The sequence below is a fragment of the Frankia sp. CgMI4 genome (assembly GCF_001756285.1).
GTDB lineage: Bacteria > Actinomycetota > Actinomycetes > Frankiales > Frankiaceae > Frankia > Frankia casuarinae.
This window is the reverse complement of sequence record NZ_MAQZ01000055.1, coordinates 1-16,366: the sequence shown is the minus strand read 5'-3', so window position 1 is coordinate 16,366 and position 16,366 is coordinate 1. Positions and strand designations below refer to the sequence as shown.

Here is a 16,366-nt window from a genome sequence, read left to right as displayed (position 1 = left end):
CGCGGGTCAGTGCTCAGGGCATCCGGGCAACACCGCCGTACCAGCTGACCTGGGCATCGGTCGGGCCGTCCGGGGTCACCTCGGCCCGCCAGCGATGGACGATCTGCACTCCCGGCTCGACGAGCTCCAGACCGTCGAAAAAACGTTCGACTTCGGCGCGGGTACGCGTCGTGAGGGGGATCCCCCGCTGCCGGTAGACCTCGACAAGCCGTCCGGCCTCCCCCGGCGCGGCATCGGCCGTGCAGTGAGTGAACGCCAGATAGCTACCCGAGGGCAGGGCGTCGAGGTAGCGACGGACAAGGCCGTAGGGATCATCGGAATCGGGAAGAAAATGCATGATCGCGATCAGGGACAGCGCGATGGGGCGGCTCAGGTCGAGCGTGTCGCGTACCTCGGCCGAAGCCAGGATCTTCCCCGGTTCCCGCAGGTCGGCGTTCAGATAGGCGATACGACCCTCGGGTGTGCCGGTCAGCAGGGCGCGAGCGTGCACGAGGACGATCGGGTCGTTGTCCACGTAGATCACCCGCGTGTCGGGAGCGATACCCTGGGCGACCTCATGCAGGTTCGGCGAGGTCGGGATGCCGGTGCCGATGTCAAGAAACTGGCGGATACCCGCCTCCTTGGCAAGGAACAGGGTGGCGCGGTGGACGAACGCCCGGTTCTGCTGGGCGGCGATGCGCAGGGCCGGGAATACCTCCAGCGCCCGCTCGGCGGCTTCCCTGTCAGCGGGGAAGTTGTCCTTGCCAGCCAGAAAGTAGTCGTACATCCGCGCGGAATGCGGCACGTCCGTCCGCAGCTCCACCCGCTCCACCGTCTCCACCCGCTCCACTGGCGTGTTCCAGCGGTCATCCGTCGGGTTGTCGCTCACGTCCCGGCCCCTCAATCGCGTCTAGGTATGCTCGGCGTTCCCCGCCACCTCCATCGGACGGCCGGCTGACCTGCGGCGCTGCCGGTGCCGAGGGAGAACGGATGTGTTGTCACTGAATTATGGTGCTTCGCCTGCGGATGGTGGCAGGCGGCTTTAGGGGCTCTCCGCGGTACACCATGATCCACATTTTCCCRCCTACCATTCAGTAACGGCCGGTGGTGACGTGATGTAGTCACGGGCCGGGGTGGAAGAGGGGCGCACCCGCCACATCGACCAGGACCTGCCCCGGTCGTACACCGGGACGAACTCCCGCCGACGCATCGCCGCCGACAACCCCGTCCGCAGGCCGGTCCGCTCGGCGAGCAGCCGCACCGGCGGCGGACGGCTCGGCGGACGGGCAACACCTCTGCGAACCGGCCGGCTGTCGACCGGGCGCGGCCAGCCCGATAGCTACGCCGAGAAGTCGGGTAGACCCTCGACAGTCACCACCGAAAACCCCACAATCGGCGCGTGAGCGCCCATGCCCCGTGACGCTACCGCTCCACCCGACACCCCGGCATCCACCCGGACGAGCCAGACCGGCCCCGAGCCCGCCGTCCTCCAACGCAAACTCGATCTTCTCGACGCACCCATCGGATCGTCACCCGACTCCCAGGAACCCCCGCGGCCCCGACCCGACGGTGGCATCCCGGCCGCCACCGCARCCGAACGAAAGGCAGCCCTCCTCGACGGGCCAACGCCCACTCCAYGCGAGGTCTCCATCGCACGCGCGGAACAGATCCGGCTTCACCGTTCGCAAACCCGGAGAATGGATTGTCTTCACACCGGAAGGAAATGAGTAGCAATCAGCACGCATTCCCTCTACCGCCGTCGGAGGCCACCTCGACGCCGCCTATCCCGACACAACTGGTTCATAGATCTCGTGACGCCAGGCGGGCAGCACATGGTGAGATTAGTCAACGGCCCGGTCCCCAGCTATGAAGCCCGGACTTTTGAGCGGTTCGACATCYAGTTCCGGAAGATTCCCCGCAGCAGACCCCTCCCCGCCCGTTCTCCCGTGACTGGGAGGGGTTTCGCGTTCATGGCCGCCTGAGCTGCGCGCGCCAGGGGCCGTATGTACGCCTTGCTACGTCTACAGACTCGTCAGCGACCTAAAACCTAGATTTTTAAGCGGTTCTGTACACAAGGTAAATGTACTTACCACCAGCGCCCTTGTTGAGATCAACGTCGATACGCCGCCACGGTGCCTGCGGCYGAATCCCACTGTTGTCACCGAGTATGACATCCAGATCCTCTATCGGGCTGCCCAGGGCGGGCTCCCGAGTGAAGGCAGCATAAATGTAAGCGCCGCCAGCACCTTTGTTGAGATCGACGTCGATACGGTGATAGCTCGGTGKAGCAGACTCGTCCTTGTTGAGCAGGAAGATTATGTTGGTGATGGGATCTCCGGCACCTTTCTCATAGGCGAAATACAGATAAGCGCCGCCCGCGCCAGCATTGAGATCCTTGTCGATCTTTATCCAGCYGCTCGGCGCGGGCTCGCTGTCGATCAGAACGGTCAGATTCGTGACATTACTCATGCGGTTCTCCCCTTCTTGCCAGCCGAAAGGCTCATGATCGTATTGTTACATGGAGAAGTAGGTCGTGTCTGGAGAACGCCAGAAGTGCCAGGAGAGCGGCCCGACTGRGGCCCGGAGGCCCTGGCCTCGCCCTTTCCTTGCTGAATGTCAAAAATTCCGTGACCTGGGATGACGGTCTCCGAGCCGGGCCAGAAAAGTGCATCCACAAAAATGGACATCTTGCTCGTCAATGCAGGTCAGGTCGCGGCGTGGGCCGCAGCGGTGCCCCAGCCGCTGCTCACCGCGGCGGATCATGCCCGCCGCCCCGGACGGACGACGCGAATGATGCGGCGGAGGACGCCGTGCGCCTTCTTCGCCCGGCGCGGGCGACCCGCCAACCGGGCGTTCAGCTCCTCGTACCGCTCATCACCCGGTCGAACGGTTATCAGTTCGCATCGAAGGTGACTGCCGTCCGCACCGCCGTGGGTCGTCGCGATGCTCTCGATGGAACCGTCGGGGAGCCGCATGATGATKGCCATTCCGGATCTCTCTTCTCCTCGGTGTGTGTCGTACGGGGTGGCTCGCCGCCGCCGGTCGACGGTCAGAAGCCTGGCCACTCGACGAGGCCGGTCGCGCCGAACAGGCCGGAGGCGTAGACGAGGACGCCGTGGGCCGCGTCGATGGTCAGGCAGCCCTGGTACTTCTCCCCCTGGCCGAGGGTCGCCGCGTTGAACGCCGGCTCGCAGCCGATCGTTGGCTGGACCCGCRCACCGTCCGGAGTGCGGACGAAGAAGTCGAACGGGTTGACGGCGAAGCCGGCCTTCGCCGAGGTGAACGACACCATGAAGGTCGCGAACGCCGGGCCGCTGGTGGGCTTGCTGAAACCCGAGAAGAAGGACGGGACCGCCTTCGGCGCGGCGACGCTCACCGTCGCGGCGACCTCGCCGCCCTTGCTGACCTGGAGTACCTCGCCGTACTGGGCCTGCTTCGCCCCCTGGGAGGCCCCGCCGGCCGCCGCGGCACCGCCGGGCGCGGCCGTCGCGCCGGTCGAGGAGACGGAGGTGTCGTCCAGGTTGCAGCCGGTGAGCCCGGTGAGGCCGATCAGGCCAGTGAGAACCGCGGCGACGGCGAAACGTGCAGTACTCATGAGATCCCCCGTGAAAAGGCGCGCGCCATAGCACGCCGATGAGAGTGGTGAACGAGACGTCGAATATCAGGCTGCGGGTCGATGCCGGCTGCCTGGGCAGACGGGCGAGGTCGCAAGAATGTACCGACAGGACGGCCGTGAAACCCGTCGGTATCCGAGAAAGGCGGCGAGGTCCCGCTATCGCCAGCCGATCAGATCAATCCCGGACAACAACGATTCTGAATCGCTTCGAGCTTTCTGTCAACAGCTTCGGAAAAGTCGGAAAAGGTGGATGGAGGATGGCCGTGCCCGGATCCCCCCGAGAATCCGGGCACGGCAGAATGTCGACCGCGCGCGTGGCTCGGCCGGTGGACAAGGCGAATGGAGAACTCTCGCGGACCGGTCACCCGGAAATCGGGCGGGCGGCCCGGCGTCAAACGTAGGGTGTCGTTCGCTGTCTCCGGCTACAGGTCAAGCAGCGACCCCTGGTCCGGCGATGCGGCCGCCCTGGCGCGGGCGCCTTTCTTCTTCGCGCCATTCTCGTGCAGGCCGGCGGCGACCTCCTCGGCGTACCGGGCGTGGTTCAGTTCGAGGAGGCGGTCGAGCACCTCGCGCTGCGCCCACGGCCCGATCGTGTACCGAGTGTACTTCCCGGCCGGATGAAAGCCGTGGTCCAGGCCCCGGTCGATCATATCGACCCACCCGTACGCCCGAAAGGTCGCCTCGTCGATGAGCCGGTGGATCTCCCGCAGCTCGGCGATATCGGCATCGTTRCAGCCCGGATCGAAAACCAGATTGTACRTCTTGGTGAGCCCTGACTGCCGCGCCAGCATCGCCTCCCGCCGGAACCCGTCCAACCCCTCCCCCAATTCCCGCATCTCCCCCGTCAGTTCAGGCAACGGCAAGGTCTCGAACACGTCCGACGGCGAGTAGTTGAGATCCGCCTTCATCGTCGAACTACGACTCATCGCCCACCAAAAATGGGGCGCGCTCGACAATAGCGACAGCATTGCCCCGTCGTCAGTGGCAAACACACCAAGCTTGTGCGCGAACACCTGCCCGGTCGGCACCATCACCGGCATCACCGTGCGGCTCACAAGAGTGATGACGATTAYCCGCCCGATACCTGCGATAGCGCCGTAGAGTTCAGGCCTGGAACGCTCGTATSGCCACCACCGCTCACGGGCCGACTTACTAAAGCGATTGAGGTCACGTTCTGGCTTGACGAGGAGGCGGACCTGGTCGTAACAGTCGCGGTACCGCTTTGCGCGGTCCTCAGGCCAGTCGTGGAAATTGACGACCCAACGACTGCCCGAGCAGTCGGGGCGCGAGTTGAGATCCTGACCGTTCAGATAGGGGAACAGCACGTCGGTATGACGCGGATCCTTCGCGATCAACRCGCGGGCCTCGGCGGGTTCCATCGTGAAGCCAAGACCCAGGACATAACTTCCAATAAAGGAGATTCCTGCGCTTTTTTCCAGTCGGTGAGGATTTCCGGACACCCGTGCCTCGGGCTCCAGGGAGGGCGCGATCACGGGGGTCTGGACGCCGTCGGCGAACCGGGCGGCGGCCGGCCCGATCTGCCCTGTGGTCCAGACGGCGCTGAATTCCAGGACCGCGGACTTCGACGGCCAGGGCCGGCTCTTGATCGACCGGCGGWTGACGTTCCCGTCAGCGACAATCTGGTCAAGGCCGACCTCACGGGTATCGCCCTGGGCCAGGGTGTTCGTCGCGATCAGCCCCGTCTGACCGCCACCGTTGAGCAGAGAGTGCGCACGCAGCGCGAAGTAGGCGACCAGATCGGCGCTCCCCCGTGCTCCCCCGCCGATCTCCTCGACGAGGTACTCGCGATACGCCACGCCCAGTGCACCGGTCAGCTTCTGGCCACCGAGGAACGGGGGGTTGCCGAGGACGGCGTCGAAACCGCCCTCCTCGAAGACCTCGGGGAAGACCAGCGGCCAGTGCAGGGGTTTCCGCCGGAAACCGCCGGGAACGTAATCGGTGGCCAACCAGGACTGTGCCGTTTTCCGGGCCTCGGTCTCATCCCGCTTGCCGGTGACCTCATCAGCGAGGCGGGCCGCGGTCAGGGAGAAGCTTTCCCGGCTGGCCTTCTTCTCCTCGTCGATCTCGGCGCGGGCATGCGGGTTACTCGTCCCCGACCATTTCTGATAGCCGACGAGCGCGGCGCCGGCAGTCAGGTCGGCGAAGAGCCGCAGCCGCTCGGTGTCGTGTTCCACCCCCGACAGGAGCCTGCGCTTCCTCGCAAGTCCCGCCAGAGACGAGCCGTCGGTCTCGACGAGGTCCCGGCGCCGCCCGGCGGCGTCGCGGACCAGTTCACGGACGCCGGCGGTCCAGCCGAAGATGTCGGAGTGGATCTTCCGGCCCTTGGCCGGGTCGAGGTGCATGTACTCCAGCTGCTCGACCGAGGTGATACCGAGCAGGGAGTCGCCGGAGACGAGCCGGTCGTCCAGGAAGGTGAACGGCCGGCGCGGGTCCATCGACACCAGCCAGAGCGACAGCTTCGCCATCTCCAYGGCCATCGGGTTGATGTCCGCCCCGTACAGGCAGTGCTCGATGACCAGCCGGCGGGCCTCGACGGTGACGTCGTCCGCGTCGGCGTCACCGGCGTACCCGGCGTACCCGGCGTGCCCGGCGGCCCGCGGGTCACCCTCACGGATCCACGCCTCCACCAGCCGGTCGCCGAGGTAGCGGGCGGCGGCGACGAGGAACGCGGCCGAGCCCATCGCGATGTCGGCGACCTTCAGCGACAGGATGTCGGCGCTGGACCGCAGCCGCCAGGCGCCCCGGTCGGCGGTCTGCAACGGCCCGGGGGCGTAGACCAGGGGCTCCAGGGTGTTGTCCGCGACCTCCTCGGCCAGGAACCTGGGGGTGTAGTGGGTGCCGGTGTTCTTCCGCAGCGGCGACTCGGTGACGTACAGCCCGTCCTCCAGGACCACGACGGGCTGGCCGCGCAGGTCCGTGCGCAGCAGGCCGTGGAACGGCAGCAGCCGCTCGGCGGTCGGGTAGTCGCCGCGGGTCACGGCGAGCAGGGCCTTGCGGGCCTCCTCCCGCTCGCCGGCCTCCAACGGAACGAGCCGGCGCTCGACCGCCTTCGGCGCGCCGATCCCGCTGGCGGCGAACCTCTCGGCGAGCGCGGCGGCGAGCAGCGGGCGGCCCCGGTGACGCGAGGCGAGCTCCTCCAGCTCGGACAGCTTCGCCTCGGCCTCCAGCCCCTCCCGGCCGGCCAGGCCGACGACCACCTCCGCGGCCGGGGCGCGTTCGGCATCGTAGGAGAGCAGACCCTCGTAGACGTAACCGATCTGCTCGACGTCCAGCGAGCGGAAGCTCAGCGTCCGCCGCTCCCGGGACTTCCCGCTGCCGACCTGGATGTACTGGACGGCACGCAGCATGTGCAGCACCGTGCGGTCGTCCACGCCGAGTGGCAGCCACGGATGGGCGGCCGGGTCGAACAGCGAACCGGCGTAGGCGTGCATGCRCAGCCGGGGATGATCGACCCCCGCGTACACGGCGGTGAACAGGGCGCGCAGCCGGTGCCAGGCCGCCGTCGACTGCTCCAGGTCGTCCTCGGTCGCGCCGTCGTAAAGCTGCTGTTCCAGCTCGGCGCACAGCCGGCCGGCGGAGTAGGTACTCGCGTACAGGTCGTTGCCGGCGGGCAGCAGGCCGCGTTCCTCGGCGTAGAGCAGGAAGACGATGCGCATCATCACCGCGACCGCKCCCCGGTAGACGTCGTGCGCGCCGACGTCGCGCAGCCCGGCGCCACCCCGGTCCCGCTCGGCGACGTGCCAGCGGCCGAAGGCGGCGACGAGCAGCTCCACGGCCTGGCGAACCTGGACGCCGAGCGCCTCGGTGATCTCCTCCTGGCTGCCGAGGCTCGCCTTCAGCAACGGGACCAGCGTCTCGTCGTCGGGTACGCCGAAGAAGCGCCGCCGGCACAGCAACGACACGAACGCCCGCACGACGTCGCGCTCGGCCGCCTCCGGCCAGGACACCGCGTCGAACACCGCCGTCGCCGTCACCCCGCCGCGCGGCGCCCAAACCAACGCCCACTGCCGGCCGTTCGTCACCAGCGCGAGCTCGATCCCGTGATGCCGGCAGGCGATCGCCGCCCGGTCCACCGGCGTCGCAGCCCAGGCCTGCCCGGCGATCCGCGCCGTCGGGGACTGTGACGGCGCGACGACCAGACCGAGCACGCGGACCGCGTCCGGTTTCACCTCGGACGACCCCCCGGCCACTGTGTCCCCCGTGGCCACTGTGTCCCCCGCGGCCACTGTGTCCCCCGCGGCCACTGTGTCCCCCGCGGCCACTGTGTCCGCTGTGTCCGGATCGACGAGGATGAAGGACGGCACGAGGTGCGCGTCGTGCTCGCCGACGTCGACGGTGAACGAGCGCAGCGCGCCGTTCGCGCCGTTCGCGCCGTCCGCGCCACCCGCGCCGTTCGTGCCATCGGGCAGGACGAGCGTGTTCCCCCAGCCGAGTAGCTCGCCGAGAACGAAACGCACCCAGGCCGCCTGGCCGCCGACGGGATCGTCCAGCCAGGCGGTGTGCTCCCGGCGCAGGCGTTCCCGGGTCTTCTTCTCCAGCGGGTCGAGCGTCGGCCAGACCCGCCGGAGCACGGGCAGGCTGAGGAACGGCCCGCTGACCTCGATGAGGCTCAGCCATTCGCGGTGCTGCGCGGAGCCGTCCGGCGCGGGCGGCCGGCGCCGACCGCCACCGCTGCCGCCACCGCTGCCGCGACCTCCGGGGATGCCCCGGCCCCGCGTGGTGGCACCCACGGTACTCATCGCGCCTCCTCCGCTGCCGGCACGACCAGGACGACCGCGACGGGGAACTGGTGCTGCCTCGGGTCACGGTATCGCTGCGCGATCACGTCGAGCTCCCGTCGCCGTTCCTGGTCGAGCCGGTCGAGCCGGTCCTGCCACGCCTGCCGGTCCTTGCGGTACTGGGCCAGCTCCTCGCGGCTCCTGGCGATCTCGAACCGGCTGAACAGGGCGTCCTCGTCGTTCTCCGGATCCTCGATCGCACCGCGCAGCGTCGCGGCGAACTGATCGAGGATAGTGGTGATCCGATTCTCCTCGGCGGCCCGGCGCTGGCCGAGAAGGCGGGTCAGCGACTCCTGGCGGGTCCTCGTCCGCCACTCCAGGGCGGAGAGCACCCCGGGCCGCACCGCCGGCCAGCGCTCGGCGAGCCGCTCCCGCGTCTCCCCGGAGACGGGCCGGCCGGCGGCGAGCGCGGTACCGACGAGATCGCCGAGGACCGTCAGGTTCTCCAGGCGGCGGAACCGCCCGGTCGCCGGCGCCCAGCCGCCCGCGTACAGGACCTCCTCGTGCAGCCGGACGCCGTCCGCGCCCACCAGCACGAACCGGGAGAACGCGCCGATCAGCACCTCCTCGCAGCGCGGATCGTCCGAGCGCACGGCGGTGACGCGGTGCAGCCCGACGTCGGCGTTGGAGACGGCGCCCCGCAGCAGCCTTGTCGACATGTCGACGAGGCGGTGGCCGAGGTGCGCGAGCACGACGTCGTCGCGGTCCTTTGCCATGGCCGGGTCGAAGGTGATCGGCCGCTGGCGCGGCGGCGTGCCCGGGGGAAGGTCCTCACGGCGCAGCTTCTCGGTGAGTCCCGCGGAGGCGCGCTGCCACGAGCCGGTGAGCGTCGGCACCGTGAACAGTCCCTCGGCGTGCTCCTTCTCGTCGACGTACGGGGTGAGTGCCTGTTGGCGGGCGAGGCTCAGTGCCGTGCCGACGACGCGGCGCACCGCCGCCGGGGTGATGCCGAGCTCGCGGACCGTGTCGTCGAGGTTCGCCCGCAGCCGGCGCACCTGCTCGCGCACGTTCTCCGCGACCGGGACGGTGCCTCCGGCGGCCACGGAGCCGCCCGGACCGACGTCGAGGTCGTCGGGACCGAGGTCGATCCGCTCCCCCAGCATCCGACGCTGCACCCGATCGGAGAGCACCGCGTTGACCGACCCGAGGTCGGCCTTCATCTGCGCGACCTTCTTCACCACCCGCGACAGGAACTCCAGGTCGGCCTCAAAGGAATCGACGCTGCCCGACCAGCCGGAGCCGACGAAGTGCCGGATCTCCGGGGAACGGCGCTGCCCGTACCGGTCGATGCGGCCGATCCGCTGCTCCAGCTTGTTCGGGTTGAACGGGATGTCGTAGTTGACCAGCCGATGGCAGTGATTCTGCAGGTCGATGCCCTCACTCGCCGCATCGGTGGCGAGCAGGACCCGCATCGGATGTTCGCTCGGTTCGGCCTGGAAGGCGAGCCGCAGCTGCTCGCGCTCGTCAACGGACAGCCCGCCGTGCAACAGGCCGAGCCGCTCCCCGGCGAGCCCCTCCTGGCGCAGCAGTCCGGCGAGCCAGATCTGCGTGTCGCGGTACTCGGTGAACACGACGACCCGCTCATCGAACCAGTGCCGCCCGTCCGGCCGGCACACCGCGTTCAGATAATCGAGCAGCGCGCGGGCCTTGGCGTCCGGCTCGGCCTCGTGGGCGTCCGCCCAGCGCCGCATCCGGTCCAGCAGCTCGATCTCGCCGTCGGTGGGATCGAGCTGCATCGGCCCGATCCGGCCGAGGGCGTCGTCCTCGGCGTCGGCGAGCTGCTCGTCGTCCAGGGTCGCGACGTCGTCGAAGTAGTCCTCCATCCACGGCTCGGGCATCCCCGGCCCAGGCATCCCCGGCCCAGGCATCCCCGGCTCGGCCTCATCCGCGAGGCGGGACGCGTGGACCGGGCGCCCGTGCCGGGACACGAGGGTCTCCCGGTAGACGCCCACGGTGTGGCCGAACGCCGCCGGGGAGGAGAACAACCGCTTCTTCAACAGCAGGGTCACCAGGTCGGTCGCCTTGCGGCCGCGCGGCGAATCCAGCCGGGCCCGGCGCAGTGCGGCAAACTCCTTGAGCAGGCCGTGGATCTCCCGTTCGCCGTCCGGATAGACCACCGGCATGTCGATCGAGYGGCGCCGGGGGAACCGCGGGGTGCCGTCCGCGTTCTCGATGCTGCTTTTCAACCGGCGGACCACGACCTCGTCCACGGCCATCCGGTCCGGCTCGACGCCACGGGCGAACCGCTGGTCGTCGAGGATCTCCAGCAGCGCGGTGAACGAGGCGAGGTAGCCGTTGTGCGGGGTGGCGGACAGGAACAGCCGGTGGGTGAAGTGCGGCGCGAGCCGGCGGATCAGCTTGGTCTGCTGGGAGTCGACGGCGTAGACCTGCCTGGGCGCGGCCGGGGCGATGTGATGGGCCTCGTCGAGAATGAGCAGGTCGAAGGTCCGCGGGTAGGTCGGCTGACCATCGCCGGGCAGCACCTCGTCGAGCAGCCGCTGCGCCTTCGGGCCACGCAGCCAGGGCAGGCTGACGATCGTCAGCGGGTAGACCTCGAACGGGTTCGCCGCGCTGCCGTGCGAGCGACGGACCGCCGCGCAGCGCTCCGCGTCAATAATCGTGAAATCGCGGCCAAACTTCTCGGCCATCTCGTCGCGCCATTTCAGGGTGAGCCCGGCCGGACAGACGATCATGATGCGGCGCGCCCGGTGCCGCAGCAGCAGCTCCTCGGCGACCAGCCCGGCCTCGATGGTCTTACCGAGGCCGACATCGTCGGCGAGCAGGAGGTTCACCCGGGGCGCCGCAAGGGCGCGCGCCACCGGCTCGAGCTGGTAGTCCTCGACGGCCACCCCCGAGCGGAACGGGGCCTGCAGCCGCCGGGCGTCCGCGGAGGTCACCGCCGACCAGCGCACCGCGTCGAGGAAGGCGGCCAGCCGGCCCGGTGGGTCGAAGCCGCCCCGGGTGACGTCGGGCAGCGAACCGCTGGGCAGGACCCGCCGGCCCGGCTCGACCTCCCAGATCACCTCGACGGTGTGGCCGTAGCGACCGTCCTCCACACTCTGGAGGATGACCAACGTGCTCGTGCTCGGCGCCGCTCCGTCCCCGACGGCGTCAGGCCCCGCCGCGTCCGCCTTATCCGCCGCGCCCACGTCCGCCGCGCCCACGTCCGCCGCGATCCACCTCGCCCCGCCGGCGGCCGGTCCGTCGATGTCCGCGACCACCCACTTCTGACCACGGACCTCCACCAGCGCGCCGATGTCGGGACGCTCGTCAGATGCCGGCGCCCCCGGGCCCGGCCCCGTCCCGCCCATGGCCTGCTGGCGGACGCGGCGTGCTGACGGAGCACGTTCGGTCGTCGAACTCGGCACCTGATACCCCCCTTGGTGAACAGCCCGACCAGTCTGGCAGGACGCCGGGCGACCGATTCCCGGCCCGGTGGCACCGTGCCGGCCCTCTTCGGTCCCCATCTCAGACCTAACGGACATCCAGGGGGTAGATTAGCATCTGTGAACTCAATTCACCAACATGGCCCATGGCGGACCGGGTCTCGACATCGTGGTGCCGCGGGAGCCCCGGCCGCCGGCCGCGACCCGTCCGCACCAGACGCCGCGACCCGTCCGCACCAGACGCCGCGACCCGTCCGCGCCAGAAAGTTGTGGAGGTTGGGCACGGTCTCAAGGCCCGAGAGCGCGCCCAACCCTCGTTGACCACCAAGGCATCCGTGATCACATAGTCACGAAGTGCCGCCTCAAGGTCGCTGACACCCCCGGTCAGGCTGAGGACGAGGTCACTCGTGTTCGTCCGTTCCGGGATGTGGATGAACTCGCGCGGAAGCGGCTGGTTCGTCGGCGGCACCGACCCACGCTGACGCCCCCACGAACGGTGCGTACACGCTGTGCCACAAACCCTTGCCCGCCGATCCCGTCCTCCACCTCACACCGCCTCGCAGACGAATGCGGACCAATCGACCCCTCGCCTGGCCACACGGCTGACGCTGATCCATGAGGAGGGCAGGACCGGTCGCTGTCCCCGAAGTCCTCACGGACGAAGGTTGATGATCGTCTTTCCCTTACGTCGCTCGGTCGGATTGAGGGCGGCGACGGCATTGTCGATGGTCGCGACGTTGCCGATGTTCGTTCGCAGCCGTCCGTCGCGCACCCGCTGTACGATCTCACCCAGTTGAACGCGATCGGACTCGACAACGAAGTCGACTGCCAGGCCGTCGGCGGGCCGCGCCCCGACCGGTCCGACGACGGACACCAGCGTTCCCCCGGCTCGAACCAGACCCGCGGACCACTTCTGGATGTCGCCGCCGATGACATCGAAGACCAGATCGACCCCGCCTACGTCCTCCAGCGCGTCGTTCTCAAGGTCGACGAACTCCTGCGCGCCGAAGTCGAGCGCCTTCTGCCGGTCGGCAGCGCGTCCGGTGCCGATGACGTACGCACCGAACTCGCGCGCGAGCTGCGTCACCATCGTCCCGACTGCGCCGGCCGTGCCATGCACGAGCACGCTCTGCCCCGCCTGAAGGCGGCCGTGCTCGAACAGCCCCTGCCACGCGGTCAGCCCCRAAATCGGCAGGCTCGCGCCCACCGTGAAGTCGACGTCGCCCGGGAGCGGTGCGAGATTGCGTGCCTCGACGGCCACATACTGCGCCAGGGTGCCGTCGCGATGCCAGTCCGAGAGGCCGAACACCCGCTGTCCCACCGACAGCCCCGTCGTGCCATAGCCGAGGACCGTGACCACTCCGGCCAGCTCATGCCCGGGGATCGACGGTGTTCGGTCACGGTCGAGACGATCGGTCCAGGTCGAGGGCCACGCCATCTCAGTCGGGACGAAACCCGACGCATGAACCTCAACGACGACGTCGTTGATCGCCGCCGACGGCTCGGGCCGCTCCACCAGGCTCATCCCGGCCGTTCCCGCAGCCTGGTCCGTCACGACGATCGCCTTCATGGGTAACTGCCTCCCCGGCCATTTGTCTTGGGCACAGTGGTGGGCACGTGTCGCTCACGGACGAACGCGGACGATCGTCTGCCCGCCGATCCGCCCGGTCGGGCCGAAGGCCGCGACGGCATCGTCGAGAGTTGCGATGCTGCCGATGTTCGTCCACAGCCGTCCATTCCGCCGCCCATTCCGCGCCCGCCGGACGATCTCACCCAGTTGGGCACGATCGGACATGACAACAAAGCCGATGGCCAAGCCACCCATCCGCAGGGTCAGCAGGAAGCGCCGGACAGATCGCGGTGCCATCCRCCGACACCGATGAAGTCCGGGTCAGACGGCACGGTGCGGCCCCGAATCTCCAGCCTGCGGGCGAACGGCCGGGTGCGCAACTCCGCCGGCGCGGCCGATCAGACGCAGCGTGGTGTCAGGATCGAGACCCGGTCCACAGCCGCTCCGCCCTGGCCAGCTGGTGTGGAATCAGGAAGATGGTCACGCCGCGCCCGCGACAGCTCGCTTCGGACCGGCGGGCTCCAGGAGACGAGACCCGATGCCGGCGTCACACAACACCAAGATCGTCGAATATCGCAGGGTTCGGATATCAGCGCCCTGCCAGTCAACTGAGCTTTTGTAGGGTCTTGCGACTGATGCCTGGATCGTACCCGCTTCGGTGGATACCTGAGGTAGCTGCCCGATCTGCCGGGAGAGCGAGCTATGGGCGCGACACGTCGCGGATTCACCGAGGAGTACAAGGAGCAAGCGGTAGCCTTCGTCATCGACGGCAGCCGTCCGGTCGCCGAGGTCGCCCGGAACATCGGCGTCCATGAGATGACGCTGGGAAAATGGGTGAAGAAAGCCAAGGACGTGGAATCCGGAGACCGCCACTGGCTCAGACGGCTCGGGTGGGCACGCGATCTACCCGTCATGACCGTCTTCGCCCCGGCCTGYCCCACCTGGTCGGCCACCACACGGAGGAGCCGCACTTAACGGCGAACTTAACCGCCGTAGACTCGTATGATGTTGGCTATGGTCGGCGACAGGGCCTCGCATGCCACGCCGTTGTCGGTGGCGCGGTCGCTGCGTCTGCTCGGCGAGCATGTGTCGACCTGGCGGAAGCTGAACCGGCTGACCGCGGCCCAGGTCGCCCAGCGAGCCGGGATCTCCCGGGACACGCTGCGCGCCATCGAGCAGGGTAAGGGCACCGCGAGCACCGAGAACCTGTTCAGGGTGCTACGCACCATCGGGATCATGGATGCCGTCGTCAGGGCCACCGACCCGTACGAGACCGACGTCGGCCGGCTGCGCATGGACGAGATCCTCCCCAAGCGAGTACGGCGCTGATGGCCGGACGGGATCCTGTCGAGGTCACCGTCGAGATCGACGGGCAGGAGACCGCCGCAGGGACGTTGTGGCTTCACAACCGCGGCGGACAGAGCGCCACGTTCCGATATGCCGACGCCTACCTGACCAACCCGGCCGGATACGACCTCGACCCGGCGCTGGCCAGAGCCGCCGGCGTCTTCCACACGCCGGCGGGGTCGGCCATCTTCAACGCGTTCGCCGACAGCGCCCCCGACCGATGGGGTGAGAACCTCATGAGGCGTGAGGAGCGCGAGCGCGCCCGCGCCGCCGAGACCACACCTCGCACTCTCGGTAAGGCCGACTTCCTTCTCGGCGTCCGCGACGACACCCGCCAGGGAGGTGTCAGGTTCCGCCAGCCGGCGACCGCCACCTACTATTCGACGCACCGGCACGCGGTCCCACGGCTGATCGACCTGGCCCGGCTCATGCGAGCAGCCGACCGCGTCCGCGCGGAGGGCGACTTCGACCGCGACCTCGCGGACCTCATCGACGCAGGTAGCTCGCTCGGCGGCGCGCGCCCCAAGGCGGCGGTGCGGGACGTGTCCGGGCGGCTCTCGATCGCCAAGTTCCCGCGTTCGGACAGTGACGAATGGGACGTGGCCGGTTGGGAGGAGGTACAATTGAGGCTCGCTCGCAGAGCGGGGCTCACCGTGGCGGAGTCGGAACTGCTGACCGTTACCGGCCGGCACGTACTGCTCCTGAGCCGCTTCGACCGCATCGGCGCGCGGCGTCTGGGGTTCGCAAGCGCCCTGACAATGCTCGAGGCCTCCGACGGGGACCTTCGCRGCTACCTCGAGATCGCCGAGGTGATCGAACGCTACTCGCCGAGAGCTGACGCCGACCTGYGTGAGCTCTACCGGCGGATCCTGTTCTCCATCCTGACCGGGAACACCGACGACCACCTGCGCAATCACGCGTTCCTGCGCGAGCGAGACGGCTGGGCGCTCTCTCCTGCCTACGACCTCAACCCCAATCCGGACAACCCGGCCCGGCTGAGCACGGCCGTCGATCTCGACAACACCGACGCAAGCATCGACCTCGCGCTGTCGGTGGGCAACTACTTCCGCTTGTCGCCGCCGAGGGCCCGCGACCTCGTCAGGGAGGTGGAGACCGCCACGGCGGGCTGGCGGCAGGCCGCAGCCGGGCTCGGCATCCCGAAAAGCCAGGCCGACCGGATGGCAGCGGCCTACGAGAGCGAACAACGACGGATCGCCCGTGCTCTCAGGGTGCCTTGAGATTGGCTCCGGTATCGGGCGTCACCCGGCCCCGTCCGGCCTATCGGTCAATCCTCGGACATGCCGGCGGCCCCGCCACCAGACACGATCAGCTCATCGCCTTGCTCACCGTCGTCCGTGACACACTCAACGATGTCATAGACGCTGGAGGGGAGCCGGAGCGCCGCCTTCCCGCTACCCGCGCGTGGCGGCCACGGGACGCGAGCGCCGGACACCGTAGAGCTACGGTGTCCGGCGCCGCGGCGGCCGGAAAACCCGGGCGGTCATTGCCGATTGGAACCCGTGCCGGACGCCCTCGCCAACCCCGCTACATGTTTCTCCTAGCGGTTCGCCGTATTTCAGTGGCGTTCCGTCCAGGTCCTCTCGTCAGCTCAGTCCCAATCCCAATCCCAATCCCAGTCGTCCTTGTGGCGCCGGTCCTTACCGTCCTT

General features: G+C 68.7%; 11 protein-coding genes and 1 pseudogene. 3 read left to right on the top strand and 9 right to left on the bottom strand.

Going from position 1 to position 16,366, the window contains the following annotated elements; all coding sequences use genetic code 11:
- Positions 1 to 13: 13 nt before the first annotated feature.
- From Manayef4_RS08090 to Manayef4_RS08050, 9 genes and pseudogenes are all read right to left on the bottom strand, one after another.
- Positions 14 to 868 (bottom strand): SAM-dependent methyltransferase, encoded by an 855-nt coding sequence (locus tag Manayef4_RS08090; RefSeq protein WP_043591718.1) that lies wholly within the window; start codon positions 866 to 868, stop codon positions 14 to 16.
- A 195-nt stretch (positions 869 to 1,063) separates the two neighbouring features.
- Positions 1,064 to 1,240, bottom strand: a complete 177-nt coding sequence (locus Manayef4_RS24845) for a hypothetical protein (RefSeq protein WP_157493474.1) — start codon at positions 1,238 to 1,240, stop codon at positions 1,064 to 1,066.
- A gap of 794 nt (positions 1,241 to 2,034) precedes the next feature.
- Positions 2,035 to 2,448 carry a hypothetical protein gene (locus Manayef4_RS08080; protein ID WP_070131170.1) on the bottom strand — a complete coding sequence of 138 codons (414 nt, stop codon included), beginning with the start codon at positions 2,446 to 2,448 and terminating at the stop codon, positions 2,035 to 2,037.
- Between the two features lie 290 nt (positions 2,449 to 2,738).
- Positions 2,739 to 2,966: a hypothetical protein gene (locus Manayef4_RS08075; protein WP_023841739.1), complete on the bottom strand. Its 228-nt coding sequence runs from the start codon at positions 2,964 to 2,966 to the stop codon at positions 2,739 to 2,741.
- A 62-nt stretch (positions 2,967 to 3,028) separates the two neighbouring features.
- Positions 3,029 to 3,574 carry a hypothetical protein gene (locus tag Manayef4_RS08070; RefSeq protein ID WP_070131169.1) on the bottom strand — a complete coding sequence of 182 codons (546 nt, stop codon included), beginning with the start codon at positions 3,572 to 3,574 and terminating at the stop codon, positions 3,029 to 3,031.
- 443 nt (positions 3,575 to 4,017) lie between these two features.
- The gene (locus tag Manayef4_RS08065) at positions 4,018 to 8,355 is read right to left on the bottom strand and encodes a hypothetical protein (protein WP_070131168.1); all 4,338 of its coding nucleotides are present in this window, start codon (positions 8,353 to 8,355) and stop codon (positions 4,018 to 4,020) included.
- Positions 8,352 to 11,879 carry a DISARM system SNF2-like helicase DrmD gene (gene drmD, locus Manayef4_RS08060; RefSeq protein ID WP_070131167.1) on the bottom strand — a complete coding sequence of 1,176 codons (3,528 nt, stop codon included), beginning with the start codon at positions 11,877 to 11,879 and terminating at the stop codon, positions 8,352 to 8,354. Before drmD ends, Manayef4_RS08065 begins: the two co-directional genes overlap by 4 nt.
- 553 nt (positions 11,880 to 12,432) lie before the next feature.
- Positions 12,433 to 13,350: an NADP-dependent oxidoreductase gene (locus tag Manayef4_RS08055; protein ID WP_070131166.1), complete on the bottom strand. Its 918-nt coding sequence runs from the start codon at positions 13,348 to 13,350 to the stop codon at positions 12,433 to 12,435.
- Between the two features lie 54 nt (positions 13,351 to 13,404).
- Positions 13,405 to 13,599: pseudogene (locus Manayef4_RS08050) on the bottom strand (NADP-dependent oxidoreductase); the annotation flags it as partial.
- Between the two features lie 453 nt (positions 13,600 to 14,052).
- Between Manayef4_RS08050 and Manayef4_RS22680 the strand changes: the two are divergent.
- From Manayef4_RS22680 to Manayef4_RS08035, 3 genes are read left to right on the top strand one after another with little or no spacing between them, the layout of a single operon-like run.
- Positions 14,053 to 14,325, top strand: a complete 273-nt coding sequence (locus Manayef4_RS22680) for a transposase (RefSeq protein WP_011437123.1) — start codon at positions 14,053 to 14,055, stop codon at positions 14,323 to 14,325.
- 39 nt (positions 14,326 to 14,364) lie between these two features.
- Positions 14,365 to 14,679: a helix-turn-helix transcriptional regulator gene (locus Manayef4_RS08040; RefSeq protein ID WP_049760933.1), complete on the top strand. Its 315-nt coding sequence runs from the start codon at positions 14,365 to 14,367 to the stop codon at positions 14,677 to 14,679.
- A complete protein-coding gene (locus Manayef4_RS08035; protein ID WP_070131165.1) occupies positions 14,679 to 15,935 on the top strand; it encodes a HipA domain-containing protein in 1,257 nt (418 codons plus the stop codon). The genes Manayef4_RS08040 and Manayef4_RS08035 overlap by 1 nt, the downstream gene beginning before the upstream one ends.
- Positions 15,936 to 16,366: the final 431 nt, after the last annotated feature.

Excerpts from the sequence above, each read along its gene's own strand:
- Manayef4_RS08040 (WP_049760933.1), top strand. The coding sequence starts at position 14,365 with ATGGTCGGCGACAGGGCCTCGCATGCCACGCCGTTGTCGGTGGCGCGG.